Here is a 25456-nt window from a genome sequence, read left to right as displayed (position 1 = left end):
GCAAACTTTTGAGTATATTTTTTCAAAACACATCCAATTATTTATTCTCGTTTTAAAAAAGTTCCCCAAATACTCTTCTTTTTTATCTTTGAAAGTACGAAAGATGTAATACAACAGGGCATTCGTGTCACAGGCTAAATGATAAGCAAGCAACGGGATGCCCATCAACAACAAAACCTAAGTTCAACAAACAACCCTACCGGCAGGGTTTATTCATCTTAAAAACCAAACCGAATGAAAAAACAAATCCTTAGAAGCATCGTTCTGCTGCTCTTTACGCTTCAAGCAGCATGGGGCTTTGCACAGAATGGCCCATCGCTGCCCGATCAGCTCAAAAATCTTTACGGAATAGCTTCGATTGAATCTGTAAAGAGCGAACAGTACAACGAAAAGTACGAGGTATTCATCGAGCAACCCCTCGACTATGCCGACACCACCAAGGGAAAGTTTAAGCAGCGCTTTTTTGTAGCGCACGTAGGCTACGACCGCCCAACGGTTATGGTTACCGAAGGCTACAGCGCCGACTACTCCGCCAATCCCCGCTACCGCGAGGAGCTGTCGAAGCTTTTCAACGCCAACTTGGTATTCGTAGAGCACCGCTACTTCTCGAAGTCAACCCCCGCAAATGCCGACTGGAAGTACCTTACCGCCGAGGCGTCGGCCAACGATTTGCACCGTATCAACAAGGCACTAAGATCTATCTATAAAGGAAAGTGGATAAGCACCGGTATCAGCAAAGGCGGACAAACCACCATGATCTACCGCACCTTCTTCCCCAACGATGTGGAAATATCGGTACCCTACGTTGCGCCCCTCAACTTTGGAGAGGAGGATGGCCGTCACGAACCATTCATCGCCAACATTACTGGTACGCCAGAGGGAAGAAAAAAGGTTCTGGACTTCCAAGTGGAGGTGCTCAAGCGCAGAAGTTCGCTGCAGCCCATGTTCGATTCGCTTTGCTCGAAAGACAAGCTGATGTTTAACACAACGCTCGACGAAATTTTCGACTACTGCGTACTGGAATACTCTTTCTCTTTTTGGCAGTGGGGAACTCCTCTCGACAAAATACCGACTCTCGATTCGCCCGACTCAACCATATTCAAGCACTTTATCGCCATCTCTTCGCCCGACTACTTCCAAAATACCAGCCCAACCACATCTTTCTTTGTTCAGGCTGCTAAAGAGTTAGGATACTACGGCTACGATACTAAGCCATTCAAGAAATACTTGAAGATCAAAAAAGCAAAAGGCTACCTTCGTAAGCTAATGGCTCCAGAAGGATCGGCTCCAAAGTTTGACAAAAGTCTTGCTCTTAAAATCCAAAACTTCCTAGACCAAAACGACCCCAAGATGATCTTCATCTATGGAGAGTGGGACCCATGGACTGCTGTTGCTCCAAAATTTAGCAGAATATCGCCAGTGATAAAAGGGTATAGAACGAATATGGAGATGTACGTCCAACCACAAGGCAGCCATAGAGCAAGAATTTCTTCGCTTCCCGAACCAATGAAGAAAGAGGTGATAAGCAAGCTGGAGAAATGGCTTAGCGAATAGCAGCAACCATAAAAAAGGCTTTCGTGTAATGAAAGCCTTTTTACATTTTCTTCTACTTTACTTCTACTACAATTTCCCTAATCTGTGCTGGCTTATCCTTTTCCCAAGGGCGCGTGTAGTATAGGGTTAAGGTAGAAATCCCTTTAGAAACCCCTTTAAATTCGAAGGTCTCCTTTCCTCCTGTAGATGGCATTCCTACATACGCAACATGGTAGCTATGCCCTACGGAATCTACTCCGGTACTACCTCCTTTTTTTGCTATGTACCATGCATATCCCGTCGATGGATTAGAAAGCAGCTCTACTTTAAAGGTTTCATTTTCCTTTACTACGTAGGAAGGAGTAGAGCTTTTAGAGTCGTTGCCGTTTTGTGGTGTAAGCGCTGCAATAAGTGCAGCAAGGCAAAAAAAATTAGTCATAGTAGCTGCTCTTACAAGTTATCAACCCAAGTCATATATTCATCTATCCTCTGCGAATATAAGCAATCGATAAATCTGACTATCAGCCATACTAAGCACAACTAATAAATTTCGCGTCGTACATCAATCTTTGTCAATAATTTTTAGTAAGGGCATCTTTTTAGTATTTTGAATGCGATATTCCTACCATTACCCTGAAATAGGGCTAGGTTAACCCATATCCTAGCCAACTCCTCGAGCAGATGAACCGTATTGGCACCTCCAAAATCGTAGCATTCCGAGAAGCCTATGTCTTTTGCCATCCGATGAACCCTATGCTTTGCATGCTCATCATCGCCAGCCATAAAGGTATCGATAGGAACGCCTCCAAAGTTTGGATGCAGAATATTCTCGTAGCCTGTGGTATTAAAGGCCTTCACCACGTGGCATTGGGGATAAATGGCCGAAAGCGCCTCAAAGGTATCAGCGTAGCCTTCGGGATGTGAGTGAATGCAGTTCATGGTATCGACAATAAGCTTGTTTTCCAAGCTGCCGACTCTATCGCAAACTTCGGTAATAGCAGGGGGCGTAACGCAGAAGAAAATGGTATCGGACATTGCCCCCACCTCCTCCATCATGTGGATCGATATGTTCTTGTGGTAGTTTTCCAAAGCAGCCCTATCGGTCTCCTTCTCATCCCTAACCCCTGCGAACACACGATATCCAACACGGGCAAAAGCACGCGCTAGTGCTCCACCCAAATTTCCTAATCCGACAATTGCTATTTCCATAGCCATGATGTTTACTGGTTGACGAATGCTCTCTACTGTATAACATCAGAAATAGGGTAACGTCAATTTATGGCGGATTCTTTTTATGGTCGCACACAACATTTCGCATCGCCCACCAAACATTGCTATCTTTGCAAGCAAACAGCAAAGATTTCACCCGCAATTCTAAAAGAATGGTTGTATTCCCCAACGCCAAGATTAACCTTGGCCTCTACGTAGTCGAAAAACGCCCCGATGGCTTCCACAATCTTGAGACAATTTTCTATCCTGCACCTTGGAGAGATGCCCTAGAGGTTGTTCCTGCTACGGGTAACGAAACTACGCTCAATATAACCGGACTAGCCGTTGATGCTCCTACCGAAAAGAATCTGGTAATGCGCGCCTATAAGCTGCTGGCTAACGAATACAAGCTTCCGAAGCTCGACATTTACCTTCATAAGGCAATACCCTTTGGAGCCGGACTAGGAGGTGGGTCGGCTGATGCCGCCTTTATGCTGACGATGCTCAACCAACTCTTCGAACTTGGCATATCGGAAGATAAGCTGGCCGAGTACGCCGCTACGCTGGGCAGTGACTGCGCCTTCTTTGTGTACAACTGCCCGATGATTGCCAGCGGTCGTGGCGAGATTCTTTCTCCTATCAAGGTAGACTTATCAGGATACACCATCGTGCTAGTGAAGCCACCCTTTGGCATTAGCACCCCCGAGGCATTCGCGGGCATCACCCCCAAAAAGCCCAAAATACCGCTAACGGAGGCCATTAGCCAGCCTATTGAGCGCTGGAAGGATGTCCTTTTTAACGACTTTGAGCCACACCTGTTCAGGAACCATCCGCAGCTGGCAGCCATCAAGCAGCAGCTATACGACAAGGGCGCCAACTACGCAGCCATGTCGGGAAGCGGATCTACCATATTCGGATTATTCGATAAGGAAATAGACTTTACGGTGGAGGGCTGTACGGTATTTTCCGCTAAGCTATAAGCTCAAACGCCTTTGTTTCGAAGTTGTAGTTGAAGACCTCTCCGGTTTCGATGATATAGTGCCACCCGTAGACCTTAAGCTCGCCTCGCGCAACCCGCTCTTTCACGTTGGGATAGGTCATCAGGTGGTTTAGCTGGTGTACAACGTTTACCTGCTCGGCCAGCCACTCCTGCTTTTCCGGATCGGAGCCTTCGCCAAGCATTTGCTCTACAACTGGACGAACGCAGGCTGCCAACTCGAGCCACTTCCTTACATGGGGTACAGCAGCAAGCGATTCGGGTTCAGCAAAAATCGCCTTACATCCTCCACAGTTAGAATGGCCACAGATCACCACATTCTGCACCCCCAGAATGGTAAGCGCGTACTCAATGGCCGATGTTGTTGATAGGTACTCACCACTCTCGCGGTATTTGGGAACGATGTTGGCGATGTTGCGAACAACAAACAGCTCGCCAGGAAGCGTTCGGGTTATAAGGTTCGGAACTACCCGCGAATCAGAACAACCAATAAAAAGCGTATGCGGTTTCTGCTCCTTACCCAGCTGCTTGAACAGCTCCTCGTGCTCCTCAAAATCCTTTTGGTTGAAACGTACAACCCCCTCGAATAGCTCCTTCATTGGGAATTTTGATTTGAAATAACAACCTAACGTCCAAATGGGAAAATTGTTTAACGCATTATAGTGCGAGGCCCCGTTCACTACAATAAAATTAGCTGCCGCGCGACTATCTTTGCGCCCCATGAAAACGGACGAGCAGCGCCTTGTGGAAAAAGCGCTTAAGAAGGTTAGCGCAAAGGTTATCCAGTACATCTACCAAACGGAGCTACTATCCGATGGCGACCATATCCTGGTGGGCCTCTCGGGCGGCAAGGACTCGTACCTGCTGCTGGAGCTCATGGCCGAGTGCGTCCGCCGCCTGCCCTACTCGATAAAGGTTAGCGCAGCCCATGTGGCGCTCGACAACGTGGGCTACCGCATCGACACCGGCTACATGGCGCGGCTCTGCAACCACCTCAACATCCCATTCTACCTTCTAAAGGATGAAGTGGACCTCGACAACGAGAAGAAGAAGGGCATGTGCTTCGTTTGCGCCTGGATGCGCCGCAAGATGATCTTCAACCTTACCCGCGAGATTGGCTGCAACAAGCTCGCCTTTGGGCACCACATGGACGATGCCGTACAAACCCTGCTGATGAACCAGATATGGCACGGCACCATCAGCGCCATGCCCTGCTCGCTCTCGATGCTCGATGAGCGCATCCACCTCATCCGCCCCATGCTCTGCCTCGCCGAGGAGGACGTTACGGCCTACACCGCGCTGCGCGACTACCCGCCATCGCTGGCCACCTGCCCGCACGACTGCAACACCAAGCGCCAGGACATCCGCAACGTGCTTTCCCAAATCAAGTCGATGAATAAGGCGGCCATCAAGAACCTCTTCCGCTCGATGGAGAACATCTTCCCCGAGTACCTGCCCCAATCGGGCAAGCCGCTTAAGAAAAGGAATAGCGAAAATTTGATGGAAAAGAGATAGCCTCCCCGTGCTCCCGGCAGGCCCAATGCATCGTTACATCACCCCTGCCACATTTCCCGAAGGCCTAATGCATCGATGCATTACCCCTGCCACATTTATTATCTTGTGTCTTTAGTCTAAAATCTAAAACAGGAAGTTCACCCCGATGTACATGCCCCACGAACCATTGTCGCTGCTGGCGGCCTTTCCAAGATCGCCCGAGATGACGAAGTTCTGGTTCATCACCAGCTTACCGCCCATGCCAAAGCTGTAGTGCGGGCGCTGCGCGGTGCTGCGGAAGTAGCTGCCGTACTCCGATTGGGGTACGCCAGAGAGATCGAGCGAAGCATTTTGGGTAACCATCCCCGCATCGGCAAAGGCGGTGATGGCCCAGTAGAGGTTCTGACGGAGAAGGTGCATCCGCCAGAACTTGTAGCGCAGCTCGGCGTTGGCCAGCGCAAAGCCATCGGCCATAACGCGGTTGCGGAGGATGCCCCTAAGCGAGTAGGCCCCGCCCAGCCCCTCGAAGAAGGAGCGGCGCGGCGATACCGTGACAATTTGGGGCAGCAGGTAGAAGGGACATTTTCCGGCCACCACGTTTTGGGCCATTGCCCTAACGGCAAACGATAGGTCGTTGGGGATAAGCGTAACGTACTTGCGCAGGGTGATCGCCAGCTTGGCGTGACCGCTTGTACCGCCAGCAAGGCTTGGAGAAACGTAGTAGATAAGCGCATCGGCCCAGATGCCGCGCATAGGGTTGGGCTCGTTGTCGCGCGTATCGTAGATCAGGGCTCCCTTAAGGGTAAGGTGATCGCCGCCACGGCGCTCACCAGAACCAACGATACCCCAGTCGACGTACTTGTTGTAGAGGACATCCCACTCGCCGTAGCTGCTGGGCTCGGGGCTCAGCTTGCTACGCCTGAGCGGCCCCACGGTGTAGCGCTGGTACGATGTGCCCACCAGCCAGCCCCACTTGGGGTTGCTGAGTTTACCCTGAAGGTCGACCCCCATTCGAACAATATCCTTATTCATCTTGTAGAAGAGCTCCGAGCGGTAGTCGGCATTATCAGGGTCAATCCACGATTTATGGAAGCGGCTTTCGGCTCCGTTAAAGCCGTAGAACTCGGCCGCCAGCGTAGGCAGGTACTGCAAATCGGCCATCAACCGAATACCCGGAAGCACGTACTTGCTGTCGTAGATGATGCGGTACTGGCCCGAGCCCTTGGTGTAGCGCGAGGCCTCGGTATAAATCGAATGGCGGTACTCGGGGTAGCTGCTACCATCGCCAAAGTTGAAAAAGTTGAGCACCGCGCCATACTCGAACCCAAGATCGGAGTCGAAGGCAATAACCGGTATAGGTCCAAGATTCCAGCCCTTTTTCACGATCTCATCCTTGCGATTTGCGGTTGTGTCTGCTCCAGCAAGAGCAAGCACTGGTAAAACAAGTAGGATGCCCAACAGAGTCTTCTTCATACAAGTAATAATTTGGGATGAATTTAGAACAATAGAAGGAATTAATGAGCACATCGCATAAAATAAGGGGATATCTCGTCGAGATACCCCCCATAATTATTACTGCCCAATTCTTTTATACGTTTCTTCTATAGCTATATTTAGATACTGGCTGTTGGTCATTCCTTATTTACCAAAATATACGGATCAAAAGACATCCGAATTCCATCAAAAACAAGATCTACCGAATACTGATATCGTCCGTTAGAGGATGGGTTAATCTGCCCCTCCCAGATACCGGTAAAGATATTCTTTTGAATAGGCTTGCAAACCCCTTGAACCATCTGCCCCTTAAACTCCAGAATCTCGACTGCGCTTTCGGGAGATTTAGGAACGGCTTTCCATTTAACAGTTTGCCCAGCTTTGCAGCAAGTTATTAAATCGCAGCAGCGCTTACTCCACGAGCCTGCACCATCTACCTTTTCAACTAGCGAAACATTATCCCGAAGATTTCCACTAGAGGCTGCACCATCAGTGTCTATTACAATTAAAACATCAACTGCACCCATAATTTCTACATCTAAGAATAAATCCCTCTTTACCGACCAAAGTCCTAATCGGTAAATGTCGAGCACAAAGATGAGCAGACGAAAATGTATTTACAAGGTAGGAAATACCTGATTTTTAAAACAGGTATTTATACGTATTCGCACGTAAAGTCCGAATTATGCTTGAAGGGATGTAAGCATATCCTATTCTGTAAGGGTGAAGAAGCAGTCGTCTATATCGATTATTTGCTTCTGAATTGCGTATATAACCAGCCCCGCCGTATTCTTTGCTGAAGTTTTTGCCAGCAGGCTGCTTTTATAGCCCTCTACGGTTCGCTTATTGATGAACAGTTTATCGGCAATTTCCTGAGCGGTGTACTGCATACATATAAGCCTCAGCACGGCAATTTCCCTCTCGGAAAGCGTCTCCTCGGTTTTAAATACTGGAGCAGGCACACTCGATGCTATCTGATTGCGCATCACTTCGATCTGCTCGCTCATAAAGTAGAAGCCTTTAGCATGCACCTCTTCTATGGCTTCGGCAAGCTGCTGCGGTGCTATCCCTTTAGGAAGGAAGGCATTTACCCCTAGCTTTAGCATGTAGCCCATAAACGACTTCTTGTAGTGCGAAGAGACAACAATAATCTTTAAATCGGGATAATTCTGCTTAAGAATAGCAGCCGTTTCAATCCCATTCATTTCTCCCATTTGGAGATCTAACAGCAGTATCTCTGGGATACTTTGGGCTCCTTTAAACGCATCAATAATTTGTTGTCCACTTGTAGCGGTCAAGTCCACAACAATTTGCTCGTGCTTTGCAAAAAAGTCAGACAGAAGCATCACAATCAACGCCTCGTCGTCTACAATCGCAATCCTTATTGATGAGCTATTCTCTTCCATTTTATCAAACGTTATTTTTCAACAGAAGCTGAAAAGTGGCACCTCTGCTCGGCGCCGACTTAAACCGGCTCTTCGCACTTAGCAGCTGAGCCCGAAACTCGATATTCTTTAACCCAAGGCCCTTTGCCTTTTCAGTGCTATCAAATCCAACTCCATTATCGCGAATAACTAGAGCAACAATGGCATCTGTAATCCGCAGATTAATGCTAATCTCGGAGGCATGGGCATGCTTCAGTATGTTATTAACCACCTCCTGTACAATCCGAAACAGCTGCAACTTCACATCGGTCTTAAGCGCTTGGTGCTGCTGATGGTGAAAATGGTAGCTGATTAAATATGCGCTTTTAAGAGGTAGAATAAAATCCTCCACCAACTCATCTAAAGAAGTTTCCTCGAGCATAGGAGGACGAAGGTCGTGCGTAATTCTACGGGCAATCTTAATGGAGTCGCCCAGCAACTCTACAGGCTTAACCTTCTCATTGTTGGTTTGCAGCGCATAGGTCAGAACAGTTAGCTTCGAAATCAATTCGTCGTGAAGATCCGAAGCAATACGGTCGCGCTCCTTTTCCTGCACTAAAACGCTATTCCAAAGCAACGATTTCTGATGTTCCAACTTGGCTTGCGTAAACTTCTCCTGTTCTTGAATGATTCGCTTAATGTATTTTCGTGTGAGCAAAACCATGCTAACAACTAAAACAACGGTAAAAAGCAGTACGATAAGAAGTCCTACCGCAAACATTTGCGGATCTTGCCATTCTGCCATATCAAGTAGATTAAAACAAGGTAAAAGAGATTTAACGACACCAAATTTAACACCCAAAATAGAAAAACAACGCTAATTGACTCGTTAACCAAAAAATTTATGGGAAGAAATAGAACTAGATTTATTGAAAAGTAGATTAGTGCAGCAACATTTAAGTAGCGATGCTCCTTCACAATGGGAATACTGCCATTAAAAATCCTCCAGTAGTACATAAGACAGTATAAAACAATAACCACATCGGCAATAACCTTTCCAAACGATTGAAAGTTTTTTAGATGTAACAGCCTACTTACAAAAAGCAGTTCGGAAGAGACGCATAAAAGGGCTAATACCATAAACCCAATAAGGATATTACTCCTGCGCCTAAGGATATGGCTGTAGTATAGCTTCGAGAATATTGCAAGCTCAAAAAAGCCGAATATGGGCACAATAAAAAGGTTGTACTTAAAGCGGGAGTAATATCCAAAGTACCGGCAAAGAAAATCGGCACCAAGGCACAGCACCAAATAGTAGAATAAATACCTTGTACTTACGCCCAAATGCTTAAAGTTATAAAGCCCTATTGAGATCCCTAATAAAAGAACAATAGGTGAAAGTAAAGAGACATAAGTCCAAATCTGGTTCTGATCCATAGCTTACCGTTCGTTTAAAGAAGCCCTAATCCATCGTTATGAAAAGGAGGGCAAGGAGTAGATATATCCTCAACAGGAGTTCCCTTATCTTCACCAGTAGGGACTGCGGCTGTTCGTAATCCACTACTTTCGATGGTTGTTGGCATTCCCCAAAGCATCAGGTCGGCATTCTTACCGTTCAACCCAAAGATGGCCATGGTTTCGTAGCAGCCTGCGGTTTCGAACTGCGAGGTTAGATCACTAAAGGGTAGCACAAAGGCCTGAAAAACACCAGCCGACGACTCCACACTGTTCCTAACCCACGATTCCATAAACACCGTCCACCTCATTACCCTCTTTAAGGCCTCAACAACTTTTACGCTGCCATCCTTTGCATGGTCGATAATTCCGCCATCAAGCACATTAAGACCTGGATAGTAATCCTGCACAACTATCGAATCGATATTTGCCTCTGGATTCTTATCCGACTCGCTGTCGATAAGAACAAACTGTAGTTGACCGTTAAAAACACCGAGGTAGACATGTAGCTCTTTTGGAGACTTCGTCTTCCAAAGATCGTAGTTCGATCTCTCGATCTTAAAACAGGTACCCTGCTTTAGGTAGGCTAAAACATCGTCTGCCGATGTTCTGGCTTTGGACCATTCTTCAATAGCCCGTTTAATTTCCCCAATTTCCATTTCAGGTTAGATTTAATCTGTTTGTAATAATTAAAAAACACGAGCCAAGATATACATTTTTTTAACCATCTAAAAAAATGCGCATCTGACACAAAGTCGGTTGCGCATAATATTGTAGATACCATCGTAGAGATGCCCAAATTGGGCGTTTCTACCGTGTTGCAGGAACCATCTCGAAGCCGCTCAGCTCCATCGTTACGGTTGGGATCAGCAAAAGGGCTCCTATAATAATCAGGACGATGATGTAGGGAAGCACCCACTTAATCCACTTGGCGTAGGGAACCTTGGCCACGCCCAACACGCCGATGAGCACTCCCGAAATAGGGGTGATCATCTCGGTAAAGCCGCCACCCAACTGAAACGCCATTACCGTTGATTGCCGCGATATGCCGATGATATCGGAGAAGGGGGCAAATATCGGAATGGTGAGGGCCGCCTTGGCGCTACCCGATGGGATAATCATGTTGATAAGGGTGATGATACCGTAGATGGTTTCGGTAGCGGCTATCTTGCCGTAGGACCCGAGCGTCGAGGACAGCCCGTGCAGGATGGTGTCCACCACCTTTCCGTCCTGAAGGATGACGATGATACCCCCGGCAAACCCTACGATGATGGCCGCCGACATGAAGTCCTTGGCGCCATCCATAAAGTGCTTCACGATATCGTTTGCCTTGTATCCAATGGCCAAGCCGCTCAGCAACCCAAGCGCAAAGAAGAGTCCGGCAATCTTGTCGATACCCCAGCCGTAGCCCATCACACCAACAATAAGGTAAAGGATGGTGAAGCCCAGCAGCTGCAGGATAAAGAAGTGCACCGACTTGCGGAGGCTCCTCCAGCACAGCAGCGCGTAGAGAACCGTTGTTAACGGCATTATCGGCATCGGCGTTAAGGTCGACTTGCCGATTACCAGCGAGGTGGTAGGATACACAACGGAGAAGGCAATAAGCCCGGCAAGGCTAAGGCCAAAGGCCCACCAGGCCGACTTGGGCGTGATATGCTCCACGTGCGACTTCTCCTCGCTGAAGCGGTCGCGCCAAAACTTATCTTCGTTGTAAACAGGCGAGATCTTAGGGTTCTTCTTCACCCTATGGGCGTAGCGAAGCACGAAGATGATTAGGGCAACGTTAAGGATGATCCAGCAGATAAACCTATACTCGATGCCCGAGAAGAGAGGAATACCCGAGAGCTCCTGAGCAATGCCGATGGTGAACGGGTTGAGCATTGCCCCGGCAAAACCGGTATGAGCCGCCACGTACACCAGCCCTAGGCCCACCAGCGAGTCGTACCCCATCGATATAGCCAGCGGAATAATCACCACGGCAAAGGCTATGGTCTCCTCGCTCATGCCGAACACCGCCCCAAAGAGGCTAAAGATGATCATGATGCTTACCATGATGACGTTGTTTACCCCCAGCTTGCGCACCAGCCAGAAGCGCTCCCATCCCTTCGACTTGTTCAGGAACGAGTAGATGCCCACGTCGATGGAGCCGTTGGAGTTAACCACCCAGAAGGCGCCACCCACAACAAGAATAAATATGATGATGCCCGCACCCTTCTCGAACCCCTTAAAGAAGGAGGTGAAGAGCTGGTAGGTTTGCGGCACATTGTCGATTTGGTTAAAGGTAACCGTTCCGTCGGTGGCCTTTACGTACTCGCCACCGGGCAGAAACCAGGTAAGCAGGGCGCAGATGGCAATTATCCAAAAAACGATAACGAAGTTATTCGGTATGGTGAATTTTCTTTTCGAACCCATAGGTTAGCTGTTAATGTTAAGGTGTACAAATATAGGAAGTGCATCGGCGCGAGCAAACTTTTGGGGAGGGGAATCCAGTGATTTTGCTTTTATAACATCCATCTCTTATAGCAAAGAGACGTAAAGAAATCCGCATTTTGTTGTATAAAGGTTATCCCCCGCTGGCGGGGGATAACCTTCGAAGAAAAGTTGTGCCATATTCCATTTTTAAAGAAACAATTGGCACCATTGCCAATTGAACCTTCACCTCAGTTACTTTGATGATTCAATCGCCAATTGAACTCCCAACCCTTTTACTTTGGCAATTCCCTTGGCAGGGGAATGCCCAACCCGTTTACTTTGACGATTTCCCGAACAGGGGAGGAATCGGTTTAACCGCATCGTTAATCATTTTACTTCACAATTTTAAGAGCTACATTTGCGATGCAGCTGCGCGCGCCATCAGCAATAATGGGAATAGCTGATGATGCCGCAACGACCTCTAACATCACACTATTATTCAACATGAGAAGAAGCAACCTACTGCTGTGGGGGCTTATGCTACTTGCCGGAGCCGCAGGCGCTCAGGGCACCAGCACCCCACTTGCATCAGACCTGATTCCGAAGCCGCTATCGTGCACCGATAAGCCGGGCGCCTTCACCATCACCCCAAGCGTAAAGCTGCATGCCCCATCGCAATTTAAGGAGGCAGCCAACCTGCTTGCTGAGAAGCTGAGGCTGAGCAACGCCATTGCCCGAAGCAGCAAAAAGGCATCCATCGTCTTCCTAGAAGCCGATAAGAAGGACAGCCTCGGCAACGAAGGGTACCAGCTATCCGTCGCCCCAAGCAAGATCACCATTACCGCATCAACCCTAAAGGGGGCAACCAACGCCGTGTTTACCCTGCTACAACTGCAGCAGCTGCAGCCCAACATGGCCAGCATCCCCTGCACCGATATTAAGGATATCCCCCGCTTTAGCTACCGCGGCATGCACCTCGACGTGTCGCGCAACTTCATGCCGGTTAACTTCGTCAAGAAGTACCTCGACATGATGGCGCTCTACAAGTACAACACCTTCCACTGGCACCTTACCGATGGCCCCGGATGGCGGTTGGAGATCAAGAAGTATCCGCTGTTAACATCAAAAGCGGCATTCCGCACCCACAACCGCTGGAGGGATTGGTGGAGTTCTCCCCGCAAGTATGCCGACGAGGGTGCTCCTAACGCCTACGGTGGCTACTACACGCAGGACGATGCCCGCGAAATTGTGGCCTACGCCGCCAAACTGGGCATCACGGTAATCCCCGAGATTGAGATGCCCGGCCACTCCGAGGAGGTGCTTGCGGTTTACCCCGAGTTATCGTGCTCCGGAGTTCCCTACAAGAACGGCGAGTTCTGCATCGGAAACCCACAAACCTATACCTTCCTCGAAGATGTACTAAAGGAGGTTATGGCGATATTCCCATCCACCTACATCCACGTGGGGGGGGATGAGGCCAACATCAAGCCTTGGCAGGAGTGCCCCAAGTGTCAGGCGCTAAAAAAGGAGAAGGGGCTTACCAACGAGCACGAGCTGCAGGCCTACCTGATTAAGCACATGGAGCAATTTCTAAAGGATAATGGCCGTAAGCTTATCGGCTGGGACGAGATTGTAGATGGCGGTCTACCTGCCGATGCTACCGTGATGAGCTGGCGCGGCGAAGCTGGCGGCATTAAGGCCGTGCAGCAGGGGCACGATGTGGTGATGACCCCCGGCGAAACCTACCTCGACGCCTACCAGAGCGACCCCACCACACAGCCCGAGGCCATTGGCGGATTCCTTCCGCTGTCGCGCGTTTACGCCTACGAGCCTGTGCCTGCTGCGCTAACAGCCGAGCAGAGCAAGCACGTAATGGGTACCCAAGCCAACCTTTGGAGCGAGTACATGCCAACAACCTATCAGGTGGAGTACATGGCCTACCCACGAGCCATTGCGCTTGCCGAGGTAGCCTGGACGGCTAAGGATAAGAAGGATTACTCCGACTTCCAGCGCCGCCTACAGCACCACTACCGCCTGCTTCAGAGCAACAACGTTAACTACTACCGTCCATCCAACTCCGTAACAATTGCGGCCCTTCCCGACTACGAAAGGAAGCAAAACCAGATTACCCTTACCAGCGAGCAGTACAAGCCAGAGATTCGCTACACCACCGATGGGAACGCGCCAACCGCCAGCTCGCAACTCTACGATAAGCCATTCTACACATCCGGAAAAACGATTGTAAAGGCAGCCATATTCAAGAACGGGGAGATGCAGGGCGAGGCCGCCTGCGATACCACCAACTACCACTTGGCAATCGGCAAACCTGTTACCTTTAACACCCTGTGGAGCGACTCGTACCCCGCACAAAAGGAGCAAACGCTAACCAACGGCGTAAAGGGTTCGCTCACCTACCACGACAAGCAATGGCTGGGCTACCTAAAGAATTTCGATGTTACCGTAGATATGGAGAGCGTACAGCCCATCTCTAGCGTAGCCATCCGCTTTATGCAGCAGCCCGGTCCGGGAGTGTACTTCCCTTCATACGTAGAGGTGCAATTCTCGGAGGATGGCAAAACCTTTACCACCTTCAAAAAAGAGGTGAATACTACGCCTACAAACGATCTTCTGCTAAGGTTCAAATCCTTCACCTTCGATTGCGGCAACACAAAAACGCGCTACATACGCTTTATTGCACCCAATGTGATGAGGGGTTACATGTTTATTGATGAGATTACCGTGTACTAGGAAGAGGTTAAACAAAAATAGACGGAAGTGGTTTGCAGTAGACGAAGAGTCTACCCTACTCACTAACAACAACTATCAACACCATACAATGAAAAAGACAGCAACTCTACTACTACTTCTCGCAACATCGGTTACCTCGCTGTTTGCTCAGGAGAGCGCCGAGGAGAAGGCCAAGCGCATGCAGTGGTTCTCCGATGCCAAGCTGGGCATCTTCATCCACTACGGTATTTACGCCGTAAATGGGATTGACGAATCGTGGTCGTTCTACAACGGCAAGATTACCCACGAAAATTACATGAAGCAGCTAAAGGGCTTTACCGGTAAGCGATTCGACGCTCAAAAATGGGCCAACCTGTTTGCCGAAAGCGGAGCAAAATATGCAGTGCTCACCAGCAAGCACCACGATGGTGTTGCCCTTTGGGATACCAAAGTTGGCGATCTTAGCGTCGTGAAGAAAACCCCCATTAAGCGCGACCTAGTTGATCCGTTCTGCAAGGCTATTCGCGAAAAGGGAATGAAGGTGGGTATGTACTACTCGCTCATCGACTGGAGCCACCCCGACTACCCCAACTTCCTTAAAGATCAGAAGCGCTACGAGAATGATCCAGCTCGCTGGAACAAGTTCCTTACCTTCATGAACGGCCAGCTCGACGAGCTGGGCTCGCGTTTCAACCCCGACCTATGGTGGTTCGATGGCGACTGGGAGTTCAGCGCCGATCAGTGGAAGGCTAAAGAGATCCGCCAAAAGCTATTCGGGTACAATCCAAACGTGATTATCAACTCGCGCCTGCAGGGCTACGGCGATTACGACACCCCCGAGAACGGCGTTCCACTTGAGAAGCCCGCAAATCCACACTGGGAACTTTGCCTAACCATGAACGACGCTTGGGGCTATCAGCCAACCGACAAGAACTACAAAACGCCAAATCAGGTAATCCGCATCTTTGCCGACTGCATTGGCAAGGGAGGAAATGTTCTTCTCGATGTGGGTCCTAAAGAGGATGGCACCATTGCCGACGAGCAGGTGGCCATTCTAAAGGAACTTGGCCGTTGGACAAAGAAGCACCAGGAGGCCATTTATGGCACACAAGCCGGAATATTGCGCGAGTGGTTCTCAGGGCCTAGCACCCTATCGAAGGATGGCAAGAAACTTTACCTATTCATCGAGCACAAGCCAAACGGACCTATCGCTGTAAAAGGTCTTAAGAACAAGGTAGCAACCGCATGGGTTGTAGGCAGCGGCGCAACCATCAACTACAAGGTGATGATGAAGCCTTGGTGGTCGTCGGTTCCCGGAATCCTTTACATTGATGTTCCCGAAACTGAGCTGGACAATCAAGTAACCGTGGTTTGCCTAAGTTTGGAGACACCGATTACGAAGTAGCATCCAAACAACAAAAAGTTAAACGGAAATAAACAGAAGTGGAGCGAAGCGACATCCCGCCTTAGCGGGATTAATCAGAAGAGTTTTGAAACAGCAACAGCTTAAGAATTTCTCTAACTCCGACTCTGGGCTCCTGGTCCCCTCTCGGGAGGGGTAGGGATGGGTTAGAACTTTTCTAACAGATTCGAAACTTACAGTATATCTCAAATACAAGCAAGGGGTGAAGCATCAGCTTCACCCCTTTTTACTTTTATGGTCTAAGTCTAAAGAATTCGCGAAATCGCTAATCCTCATCCCTCGATATCTTGTTGAATCGGCGCTTGAACTGGCTCTTGCCGTCCATTAGCACATCCATGATGTAGCGGCCATCGGGCAGGTACCCTACCGAGTACACAAATCTACCGCTCTTTACCTTCTTATAGGAGTGACGCTCTATCTCTACCCCATCGGCAGTAATCACCACCTCCATGCGCTGGGCAACATCGCTATGAACATCCAACGCGATGGAATCCTTGGTCATCCTTGGGAATAGGATAAAGGAGTACTCGTTCTTGGTGGTATCAACCCTATACTCCGACGAGGTACGGAACGAGAAAAACTGTCCGTTGCCGCAGTCGCTCTCGAAGCGCTTTACCATGCGTCCGTTCATGTCCAGAAGATGAAGGTATCCGTAGCCCGATTGAGGCTCGTACCAGAACTCCAAGCCATCGCCGGTGGTATCGACAAGCGTTAGGTTGTACGATCCCTTAGGAAGGTAAAGCGTATCGGTGTAAAGCGTTCGTGGCTTAAGGTTTTTAGGAGTGTAGCGCAGCAGCGTATCACCCTTAATCGAGGCAACAAACAGGTAGTTGTCGGTAGGCACGTTGTTGGTAAGGAACTTCAGCACCATCTTTTCGGGCAGATGCTGGGGCGCATCAAACTCCGTCACCAGCTTGTTATCGCCATCCCACGCATCGCGGGTGTTGTTGGGCTTGGCGAGGGTAACCGAGAACTGGTTCTTAGCCCCCACCTCGGCAATCTCGCCAGGAAGCGTTACCACCTCCGATTGGTTGAAGGCAAGATTGCCCTTCCACTTGTAGGTGCGGGGCTTTAGCCCCACGGTAAAGTAGGTGATGTCGAGCGTGCGAAGGCTCTTCGCTCCAAGGTTGCGAATCCTAATCTGAGGATTAGTGCAGGCGGGGTTCATGCGGTTGAAGTTGGCCTTATTGTTCGGAACCATGATCTCCTCTATGGCCACATCGTTTTTGCTTAGCGGCGCGCTATACTGAATCAGGTACGAGGCAATGCTCTCTACGGCCTGAACGTTACCCGTGGCGGTGTAGGGCTCTAGGTTCATATCGATGGTGTGCGATTCTCCTGGCTTTACGGCAACATCGACAATGTCGGCTGGCTGCAAATGCCCAGGGCACCACCACGCACGGTCGTAAATCCAGGTTCCTCCCTGAGGGTAGAGCGGATTGCTGCCGCAGTCCATCCAAAGGTTTCGGTGTTCAACCACCTTGCCATCATGGAGGATATCGCGCCAGCGGCTGCAAAACTCGCTGCAACCCTTTGGCCTATCCATACCATGACCTGTGTGCTGAAGGCGGATGCGGCTGATAGCGCTACCCCCATCAACGGTATACTTTACAGGTTTTATCTGATCCTTTATAGGGTTAGAGGCATCGCCGTACTTAAACCCTCCGTTCCACAGCGGAGCGATAGAGAGAGGCTTAATAACCTGAGGGCCTTCGGTAATCTCGAAGTCGATGGTTAGCGCCCACCCCACGGTTTTGGCCTCGTAGCCCGAGTGGTTGTACTCCAGCAGCACGCTATCGCGGAGCACCTGCGCGAAGTCGGTTACATCCACCGTCCAGGTGAAGCTCCACCCCTTGCTGAAGATGCTCCCGTAGGGGGTCAGCATGCGGCTAAGCTCGTAGTTGAGCACCTTTCCGCTGGCACCTCCCGCCTTCACCAGCCTGACATGATCGAGGTAGTCCCAGTGCGCACAGGCAATGGTATCGGGACAGCCGAGGGTAACGTGCATCAGTATCTTGCGTACCGATGTGGATGTTGATGGAAACTTTGCCCAAACGGGATAGGCGTTATTGCCCTTAGAGGCATCGCAGGTAATGGTGGCCTTCTTGAACGGCACCACATGAATTTTTTCTTGACTACCGGCGGTTGCCACCGATAGCCCCCCTACCAAGAGGAGCAGGGAGAGAAGCGCTCTCTTCATAATGCTTGGTGTTTATTGGTTGTGTTGATAATAGTAGCGGTTAACATCTTACTTGTAACATCAAAAAGATCGCTTGTGCGATCCAACCTAAGGCTTGTTCTTCTTAACAAGCCATTTGTTCGATCCAACATGTGCCTTGTTCGACCCAACAAATCATTTGTTCGCTTCAACATGCGGCTTGTGTGATCCAACAAGCCATTTGTTCGATTCAACATATGGCTTGTTGCGTCCGAAAAATCATTTGTTCGACTCAACATATGGCTTGTTCGATCCAACATCCCCGTTGTTTGACTCAACATTGACGATGTTCGCTTCAACATCGTCGTTGTTCGATCAAACAGCTGCATCGGTAAAAGCAAAAAACTTCCGAGCAGTACTCGGAAGTTTCCTATAGCGTTACGCTTACTTTTCGCGAATGTAGATCTGTATGGGCACCCCCTTAAAGTCGTAGTTCTCGCGCAGCTTGTTTTCGAGGAAGCGCTTGTAGGGCTCCCTAACGTACTGCGGAAGGTTGGCAAAGAACGCGAACGATGGCGTTTGCGTTGGCAGCTGGGTTACGAACTTTATCTTGATGTACTTGCCCTTGTTAGCAGGTGGGGGCGTATCCTCGATGATGGGTAGGAAGAACTCGTTAAGGCGAGCCGTTGGAATACGGCGCTTGCGGTTCTCGTACACCACCGATATCTGCTGGATTACGTCGAACACCCTCTGCTTGTTGACTACCGAGGTAAAGATGATGGGCACATCGGTAAATGGAGCTATGCGCTTCTTCAGGTTATCGGTGTACTCCTTCATGGTGTTGTTCTCCTTGGCCACCAAGTCCCACTTGTTTACCACCACCACAACGCCCTTCTTGTTACGCACAATAAGGTTGAAGATATTCAAGTCCTGCGCCTCGATGCCCTGCGAGGCATCGAGCATCAGCACGCACACGTCCGACTCCTCTATGGTACGGATCGAGCGCATCACCGAGTAGAACTCGATATCCTCGTGCACCTTCCCCTTCTTACGGAGCCCAGCGGTGTCGATCAGGAAGAAATCCTGCCCGAACTTGTTGTAGCGGGTGTGGATGGAGTCGCGGGTGGTACCCGAAATTGGGGTAACAATGTTACGCTCCTCGCCCAGCAGCGCGTTGGTAAGCGACGACTTACCCACATTTGGCCTACCTACGATAGCCACCTTGGGGATGTCGAGCTCCTCAACGGGGCTCTCCTCCTTGGGCAAGCTCTCGATTACGGCATCCAGCAGGTCGCCCGTGCCAAAGCCGCTAGCCGACGATATGTTGTACGGATCGCCTAGCCCAAGCGCGTAGAACTCGGCCGAGAAGTAGATACGGTCGTTATTATCAACCTTGTTGGTAACAAGGAATACTTTCTTTTTCGACTTACGGAGCATCTCGGCAATGGCCGCATCGTAGTCGGTGATGCCGCCCATTACGTCCACCACAAAAAGGATGATGTCGGCCTCATCAACGGCCAGCTCCACCTGCCTGCGGATCTCCATTTCGAAGGTATCGTCGGAGTTGATGGTGTATCCCCCGGTGTCGATCACCGAGAAATCCTTACCGTTCCACTCGCACTTGCCGTAGTGGCGGTCGCGGGTAACGCCAGCAGTCTCGTCGACAATGGCCTTACGCATTCCTACCAAACGATTAAAGAGGGTCGATTTCCCCACATTCGGGCGCCCTACTATTGCTACAATGTTTGCCATCTTACTTGTTGATGTGCTGCCCGGGCAGCTATTTTAGTCCTGTATGTATCCAAAATTCTTGAGGTCGCGCTCGTTGTCGCGCCACTTGTCGCTCACCTTCACGAAGATCTCTAAGAAGACTTTCGTGCCTAGGAACGCCTCCAGCTCCTTGCGCGCCTCGGTGCCCACCTTCTTGAGCATGCTACCCTGCTTGCCAATGATAATACCCTTTTGGGTTTGACGCGCCACGTAAATCACCGCCCCAATGCGTACGATCTTAGGATCTTCTACGTACGATTCGATTACCACCTCGGTGCAGTAGGGCACCTCCTTCTCGTAGTTCAGGAATATCTTCTCGCGGATGATCTCAGCGGCAAAGAAGCGCATTGGCTTATCGGTAAGCTGATCCTTGGGGAAGTACGGTGGAGCCTCGGGCAGCAAGCGTACGATATTGCTCATGATGGCCTCGAGGTTGAAGTTCAGCTTTGCCGAAGCAGGAATAATCATTGCCTCGGGTAGGCGCTCCTTCCACTGCTCAACCAGCACCTCCAGCTTCTCCTGGGTGGAAAGGTCAACCTTGTTAATGATAAGGATGATTGGCGTCGAGGTTTTCTTCAGCCTATCGATGTACTCGATGTTCTTATCGGGCGTCTCCACCACATCGGTAACGTAGAGAAACACGTCGGCATCGGTGATGGCGGTGTTCACGAACGTCATCATCGATTCCTGCAGCTTGTAGTTTGGCTTAAGTATACCAGGGGTATCAGAGTATACAATCTGGTAGTCGTCGGTATTCACCAACCCCATAATCCTATGGCGGGTGGTTTGCGCCTTAGCGGTAATGATGGACAACCGCTCGCCCACCAAGGCGTTCATAAGCGTACTCTTCCCCACATTGGGATTACCTAATATATTTACAAAGCCTGATTTATGAGCCATTGCTGCACGTTTTTAGGGTACAAAAGTACAATAAACAATTGGTTTAGTAAAGTTGCCCACACGGAACCCCTTTGCTGCTTCGGCAAATAGATCAATGGCTAAAACACCGATTACGTAGATATTAGCTGTAACCCCTCTCCGTTTTAACAAACAAACATTTTACCATGACGCCTTTTTTCGCTAACCATTTTCCGCATATTTTATTTTTTTGATAATAATTTTTTGCCTGAGATTTGTTTTTTGTAATAATTCATTACTTTTGACCCCATCAAAGAGAACAACATTTTTAGCTTGACGGACTATGAACCTAAAACATATAGAGCTCTCTCAAAACGAGCTTGTAAAACATCTTCAAAAACCAGCGTCGGAGTTTACCTGCGACGATATAATTAGGTTTATCGAGGATCGCGGCATCGAGATGGTCAACTTCCGCTACGTTGCAGAAGATGGCAAGCTCAAGACGCTAAACTTCGTAATCAACAACAAGGAGTACTTAGAGACTATCCTCACCCAAGGTGAGCGTGTAGATGGTTCGAGCCTTTTCTCGTTCATCGAGGCCGGATCGAGCGACCTATACGTTATGCCCAAGTACCGCACCGCGTTCGTTGACCCTTTTGCAGAGATTCCATCGCTCAATATTATTTGCTCGTTCTACAACAGCAACGGCAAACCGCTCGAAAGTTCACCAGAATACATGCTTCGCAAGGCAGTATCTGTTTTCAAGGAGGAAACCGGATACACCTTTAAGGCAATGGGCGAGCTGGAGTACTACGTAATATCGGAGGATGAGCAGTTCTACGAAGGCATCGACCAAAAGGGCTACCATTCTTCTACGCCCTACGCAAAATGGGAAATGCTCCGCGTAGAGGCAATGAAGCTTATAGCTCAAGCTGGAGGTTTGGTAAAGTACGGCCACTCTGAGGTAGGATCCTTCGTTAAGGATGGCATCTACTACGAGCAGCAGGAAATAGAGTTTCTTCCTACCTACGTAGAAGATGCTGCCGAGCAGCTTATCGTAGCTAAGTGGATCATCCGCATGCTGGGCTACAAGTATGGAGTAACCATCAGCTTTGCCCCAAAGATTACTGTTGGCAAGGCAGGAAGCGGGTTGCACGTTCACATGATGCTCGAAAAGGATGGCAAGAACCAGATGGTTAGCGAGGGCAGCCTAAGCGACGCTGCAAAGAAGATGATCGCTGGCATACTCGACATTGCCGATGCGCTTACCGCCTTTGGCAACACCATCCCAACCTCATACCTACGCTTGGTTCCTCACCAAGAGGCTCCAACCAACGTATGCTGGGGCGACAGAAACCGCTCTGTGCTTATCCGCGTACCGCTTGGAGGAATTGGCGCTGCCGAAATGATTAAGGATGCCAACCCTAAGGGAGGCGCCCTAAACATCGAACGCGACAGCAAGCAAACCGTAGAGTTTAGAGTACCCGACGGATCTGCCGATATCTACCTGCTGATAACCGGCTTGGTTGTAGGTGCGCTCCACGGACTAAAGATGCAGAATGCGCTCGAAAAAGCAGCCGCGCTTTACGTAGACTGCAACATCTTTAAGGATGAAAACAAGCATATCCTCGAAAACCTCGAGCAGCTGCCAATATCGTGCTGCGAATCTGCCGATAGGCTCAACGCAAAGCGCGAGGTGTTCGAAAAATATGGAGTCTTCACACACGGTTTGATTGACAATAAGATCAAGATATTAAAGTCGTACAACGACGAAAGACTTAGCGAGTTGCTATATGGAAATGATGAACAAATTGCTGCTTTAGTCGATAAGTATTTGCATGTGATGTAATTAGTTGCTCTCTTCATTACACCGAGTAAAACTTAACCTTTGAATTGACACTTTGAATTCTTGAATAAAAAGACTCGAAAAGTTAAGGTAAAAAGGTGTAAAATAGAAAAGCGCCCCGGGAGGGTCGCTTTTTTTTTTTATCCCTATGGGGCAAGCCGTTCTATGAACCAAACTCCATTTTCTAGCCTATACTGAATCCTATCGTGCAGCCTATTCTTTCGGCCCTGCCAAAACTCCACAAGGAAAGGTTCGAGCACATATCCGCCCCAGTTAGGTGGACGCTTCACCGTCTTTCCTACGAATTCTTCCTTAAAGTCATCCATCAAATCCTCTAGATATCGCCGATTGGGTACAACCTTACTCTGAGGCGATGCCCACGCACCTATCTTGCTACCCTCCGGACGCGTTCGGAAGTAGGAATCGGATTCCTTTTCCGATGCTTTAACTATCTTCCCCTCTACCCGAACCTGTCGCTCCAGTTCGGCCCAGTAGAACACCAATGCACCGTATGGGTTTTGCAGAATATTCTTAGCCTTGCGGCTTTCGTAGCTCGTAAAAAAGGAGAACCCCTGCTCGCCAACTGCCTTAAGCAGCACCATCCGTGCCGATGGCTTTCCCTCGAAGGTAGAGGTAGCCAGCGTCATGGCGTTGGGCTCTGGTATTTTGGCCTTAATGGCCTCCTGCAGCCATTCCTCGAACTGCCGTACAGGGTCGGGATGAACGCTTTCTCCATCTAACGCTCCTAGCGTGTACTCCTTCCGTAGGTTGGCAATGTTAGTTTTCATCGTTACATACTTTTACTTGCACGAATAACATTCTTACAAACGCTTTGTTTAACAAAAGCCATCCTCCGACAACAAAAAAGGCAACCCGCAGGCTGCCTTTTCCTATTATAGTAGCACTTTTAATTCTAAACCGCCTTCAAGCTCATGTCTAAGCTCTTTATCTGGTGGGTAAGCGCGCCAACCGAGATGTAGTCTACCCCGCACTCGGCGTAGTCGCGGAGGGTTTCGAGGGTGATGCCACCCGACGATTCGGTCTCGTACTTTCCGTCGATCAGCTGAACGGCCTCTCGGGTTTTCTTAAGGTCAAAGTTGTCGAGCATGATGCGGTGGATGCCTCCAACGGCCATCGCCTCGCGGATCTCATCGAGCGAGCGGGTTTCCACCTCAATTTTTAGGTCTCTGCCAGTCTCCTTGAGGTAGGCTTGGGTCTTACGGATGGCCTGGGTGATGCCGCCCGCGAAATCGATGTGGTTATCCTTGAGCATAACCATATCGTAAAGGCCCATACGGTGGTTTTCGCCGCCGCCAATCTTCACGGCCATCTTCTCGAGTACGCGCATGCCGGGCGTAGTCTTACGGGTGTCGAGCACCTTTGTCTTTAGCCCTTTTAGCTTCTCGGCGTATACGTTGGTTTGGGTGGCGATTCCGCTCATGCGCTGCATGACGTTAAGCACCAAGCGCTCGGCCTGAAGCAGCGAGATGACGCTACCCTCGACGTAAAAGGCGATATCGCCCGGCTTAACGTGAGTGCCATCTTCGATAAGCTGCTCTATCTGCATGTTGCTGTCCAATCCCTTAAAGATGACCTTGGCAATCTCGATCCCTGCAATAATGCCCTCCTGTTTTACCAGCAGCTTCATCTTGCCAGATGCCGTAGCAGGAATGCACGAGCGGGATGAGTGATCGCCGTCGCCAATATCTTCCAGAATGGCTAGCTCAACTAGCTTATCTATGAGTTCTGTTGTGTTTACCATGACGTTTCTTATCTGGTTATTGTTGATTGTACCTATTCGCCACACAAGGGCAGCGTTTCGTAAACAATGCCGTAAAGGTAATACTTGCCGCGCTAAACGCCTCTAAAGTTGACCCGTTTTAAGGCGAGCCGCTGCAATTTTTCTAAAACGAATATCAGCATTAGAAGACTAAAACCGAACAGGTTCATGCAACAACATCCCGCTTGCTAAATATCTCCGCCCCTTTTTATACCTTCGCGCTATGGAAAACAGCAACGCGTACAACATCACCCTATACACCGATGGCGCCGCCAGCGGCAACCCTGGACCGGGCGGCTACGGCACCCTGCTCATTTGGGGCCCGCACGTAAAGGAGCTCTCGGAGGGCTTCGAGCTTACCACCAACAACCGTATGGAGCTGATGGCGGTAATCCGCGGCCTGCAGGCGCTCAAGTTCCCCAAGTGCAACGTTACCGTCTACTCCGACTCTAAGTACGTGGTGGATGCCGTTGAGAAGGGCTGGGTGTTCGGCTGGGAAAAAACGCGCTTCAAGAACAAGAAAAACCCCGACCTGTGGATGGAGTTCCTGCGCGAGTACCGCAAGCATAGCGTCAAGTTCATCTGGGTGAAGGGCCACGCCAGCATCCCCGGCAACGAGCGCTGCGACAAGCTGGCCGTTGCTGCCGCCGCCGACAAAAAGAACCTAAAGGTAGACCACGGCTACATCAGCAGCGCCGACGACAACTAATTTTTATAAAAAATTTATTCGTTATTAATTCGCATCAATATAAGGGGGACAGAACGAATTGTGAGAGGTTGATGTGGTGAAAATTGAGGCGAAAAAATTGAAGGTGTGAGAGTTATGTGGCATGTGGCAAAATGTAAAATTTGATACGAATTGTAATTTAAGTATAATTGATGTATAATTTAAACGGGCCGGAAATGCAATTGCTATGGACCTATTTATAATTAACG

At 49.5% G+C, this 25456-nt stretch carries 21 protein-coding genes; 7 read left to right on the top strand and 14 right to left on the bottom strand.

The window, feature by feature from the left end:
- Positions 1 to 234: 234 nt before the first annotated feature.
- Positions 235 to 1554, top strand: coding sequence for a S28 family serine protease (locus tag CLV25_RS13405; protein WP_131840174.1), 1320 nt, complete (start codon positions 235 to 237; stop codon positions 1552 to 1554).
- Positions 1555 to 1606: 52 nt separating this feature from the next.
- Here CLV25_RS13405 and CLV25_RS13400 read toward each other — a convergent pair whose 3' ends face one another.
- Positions 1607 to 1972 (bottom strand): protease inhibitor I42 family protein, encoded by a 366-nt coding sequence (locus CLV25_RS13400; RefSeq protein ID WP_131840173.1) that lies wholly within the window; start codon positions 1970 to 1972, stop codon positions 1607 to 1609.
- Between the two features lie 143 nt (positions 1973 to 2115).
- On the bottom strand, positions 2116 to 2742 hold the full coding sequence (locus CLV25_RS13395; RefSeq protein WP_165877085.1) for an NADPH-dependent F420 reductase: 627 nt from the start codon (positions 2740 to 2742) through the stop codon (positions 2116 to 2118).
- Between the two features lie 131 nt (positions 2743 to 2873).
- Here CLV25_RS13395 and ispE point away from each other — a divergent pair, with 131 nt between their 5' ends.
- Positions 2874 to 3722: a 4-(cytidine 5'-diphospho)-2-C-methyl-D-erythritol kinase gene (gene ispE / locus CLV25_RS13390; protein ID WP_317129327.1), complete on the top strand. Its 849-nt coding sequence runs from the start codon at positions 2874 to 2876 to the stop codon at positions 3720 to 3722.
- Here the strand turns inward: ispE and CLV25_RS13385 are convergent.
- The gene (locus tag CLV25_RS13385; protein WP_131840171.1) at positions 3712 to 4338 is read right to left on the bottom strand and encodes a carbonic anhydrase; all 627 of its coding nucleotides are present in this window, start codon (positions 4336 to 4338) and stop codon (positions 3712 to 3714) included. The genes ispE and CLV25_RS13385 overlap by 11 nt on opposite strands.
- Before the next feature lie 121 nt (positions 4339 to 4459).
- Between CLV25_RS13385 and CLV25_RS13380 the strand changes: the two genes are divergently transcribed.
- Entirely contained in the window at positions 4460 to 5254 is a 795-nt protein-coding gene (locus tag CLV25_RS13380) for a tRNA lysidine(34) synthetase (protein WP_131840170.1), read from the top strand.
- 123 nt (positions 5255 to 5377) lie between these two features.
- Here CLV25_RS13380 and omp85 read toward each other — a convergent pair whose 3' ends face one another.
- From omp85 to CLV25_RS13350, 6 genes are all read right to left on the bottom strand, one after another.
- Positions 5378 to 6706 (bottom strand): Omp85 family outer membrane protein, encoded by a 1329-nt coding sequence (gene omp85, locus CLV25_RS13375; RefSeq protein ID WP_165877084.1) that lies wholly within the window; start codon positions 6704 to 6706, stop codon positions 5378 to 5380.
- 158 nt (positions 6707 to 6864) lie between these two features.
- The gene (locus tag CLV25_RS13370) at positions 6865 to 7254 is read right to left on the bottom strand and encodes a hypothetical protein (protein WP_131840168.1); all 390 of its coding nucleotides are present in this window, start codon (positions 7252 to 7254) and stop codon (positions 6865 to 6867) included.
- A gap of 183 nt (positions 7255 to 7437) precedes the next feature.
- Positions 7438 to 8133: a response regulator transcription factor gene (locus CLV25_RS13365; RefSeq protein ID WP_131840167.1), complete on the bottom strand. Its 696-nt coding sequence runs from the start codon at positions 8131 to 8133 to the stop codon at positions 7438 to 7440.
- Positions 8134 to 8137: 4 nt separating this feature from the next.
- Positions 8138 to 8896: a sensor histidine kinase gene (locus CLV25_RS13360; protein WP_131840166.1), complete on the bottom strand. Its 759-nt coding sequence runs from the start codon at positions 8894 to 8896 to the stop codon at positions 8138 to 8140.
- A gap of 646 nt (positions 8897 to 9542) precedes the next feature.
- Positions 9543 to 10205 (bottom strand): hypothetical protein, encoded by a 663-nt coding sequence (locus CLV25_RS13355; RefSeq protein ID WP_131840165.1) that lies wholly within the window; start codon positions 10203 to 10205, stop codon positions 9543 to 9545.
- Between the two features lie 151 nt (positions 10206 to 10356).
- Positions 10357 to 11958, bottom strand: coding sequence for a YfcC family protein (locus CLV25_RS13350; protein ID WP_131840164.1), 1602 nt, complete (start codon positions 11956 to 11958; stop codon positions 10357 to 10359).
- 504 nt (positions 11959 to 12462) lie between these two features.
- On the opposite strand from CLV25_RS13350, the gene CLV25_RS13345 reads away from it, so the two are divergent.
- Together CLV25_RS13345 and CLV25_RS13340 are read left to right on the top strand one after the other, a co-directional pair.
- Complete coding sequence (locus CLV25_RS13345; RefSeq protein WP_131840163.1) at positions 12463 to 14706, top strand: glycoside hydrolase family 20 protein; 2244 nt, start codon at positions 12463 to 12465, stop codon at positions 14704 to 14706.
- 88 nt (positions 14707 to 14794) lie between these two features.
- On the top strand, positions 14795 to 16090 hold the full coding sequence (locus CLV25_RS13340; protein ID WP_131840162.1) for an alpha-L-fucosidase: 1296 nt from the start codon (positions 14795 to 14797) through the stop codon (positions 16088 to 16090).
- A 283-nt stretch (positions 16091 to 16373) separates the two neighbouring features.
- Here the strand turns inward: CLV25_RS13340 and CLV25_RS13335 are convergent, their stop codons facing one another.
- The 3 genes from CLV25_RS13335 to era form a co-directional block, all read right to left on the bottom strand.
- Positions 16374 to 18308, bottom strand: coding sequence for a peptide-N-glycosidase F-related protein (locus CLV25_RS13335; protein WP_131840161.1), 1935 nt, complete (start codon positions 18306 to 18308; stop codon positions 16374 to 16376).
- Positions 18309 to 18710: 402 nt separating this feature from the next.
- On the bottom strand, positions 18711 to 20018 hold the full coding sequence (gene der, locus CLV25_RS13330) for a ribosome biogenesis GTPase Der (protein WP_131840160.1): 1308 nt from the start codon (positions 20016 to 20018) through the stop codon (positions 18711 to 18713).
- 33 nt (positions 20019 to 20051) lie between these two features.
- The gene (gene era / locus CLV25_RS13325) at positions 20052 to 20936 is read right to left on the bottom strand and encodes a GTPase Era (RefSeq protein ID WP_131840159.1); all 885 of its coding nucleotides are present in this window, start codon (positions 20934 to 20936) and stop codon (positions 20052 to 20054) included.
- A gap of 301 nt (positions 20937 to 21237) precedes the next feature.
- On the opposite strand from era, the gene CLV25_RS13320 reads away from it, so the two are divergent.
- Positions 21238 to 22743: a glutamine synthetase family protein gene (locus CLV25_RS13320; protein ID WP_131840158.1), complete on the top strand. Its 1506-nt coding sequence runs from the start codon at positions 21238 to 21240 to the stop codon at positions 22741 to 22743.
- Positions 22744 to 22886: 143 nt separating this feature from the next.
- Here CLV25_RS13320 and pdxH read toward each other — a convergent pair whose 3' ends face one another.
- Together pdxH and nadC are read right to left on the bottom strand one after the other, a co-directional pair.
- Positions 22887 to 23528, bottom strand: a complete 642-nt coding sequence (pdxH, locus tag CLV25_RS13315; RefSeq protein ID WP_131840157.1) for a pyridoxamine 5'-phosphate oxidase — start codon at positions 23526 to 23528, stop codon at positions 22887 to 22889.
- Positions 23529 to 23653: 125 nt separating this feature from the next.
- Positions 23654 to 24502, bottom strand: a complete 849-nt coding sequence (gene nadC / locus CLV25_RS13310; RefSeq protein ID WP_131840156.1) for a carboxylating nicotinate-nucleotide diphosphorylase — start codon at positions 24500 to 24502, stop codon at positions 23654 to 23656.
- A 241-nt stretch (positions 24503 to 24743) separates the two neighbouring features.
- Between nadC and rnhA the strand changes: the two genes are divergently transcribed.
- Complete coding sequence (gene rnhA, locus CLV25_RS13305) at positions 24744 to 25229, top strand: ribonuclease HI (RefSeq protein WP_131840155.1); 486 nt, start codon at positions 24744 to 24746, stop codon at positions 25227 to 25229.
- Positions 25230 to 25456: the final 227 nt, after the last annotated feature.

It is taken from the genome of Acetobacteroides hydrogenigenes (assembly GCF_004340205.1).
Classification (GTDB): Bacteria; Bacteroidota; Bacteroidia; order Bacteroidales; family ZOR0009; genus Acetobacteroides; species Acetobacteroides hydrogenigenes.
Note: the sequence above shows the minus strand (reverse complement) of the source record. Positions and strands in the feature narration are given on the sequence as shown.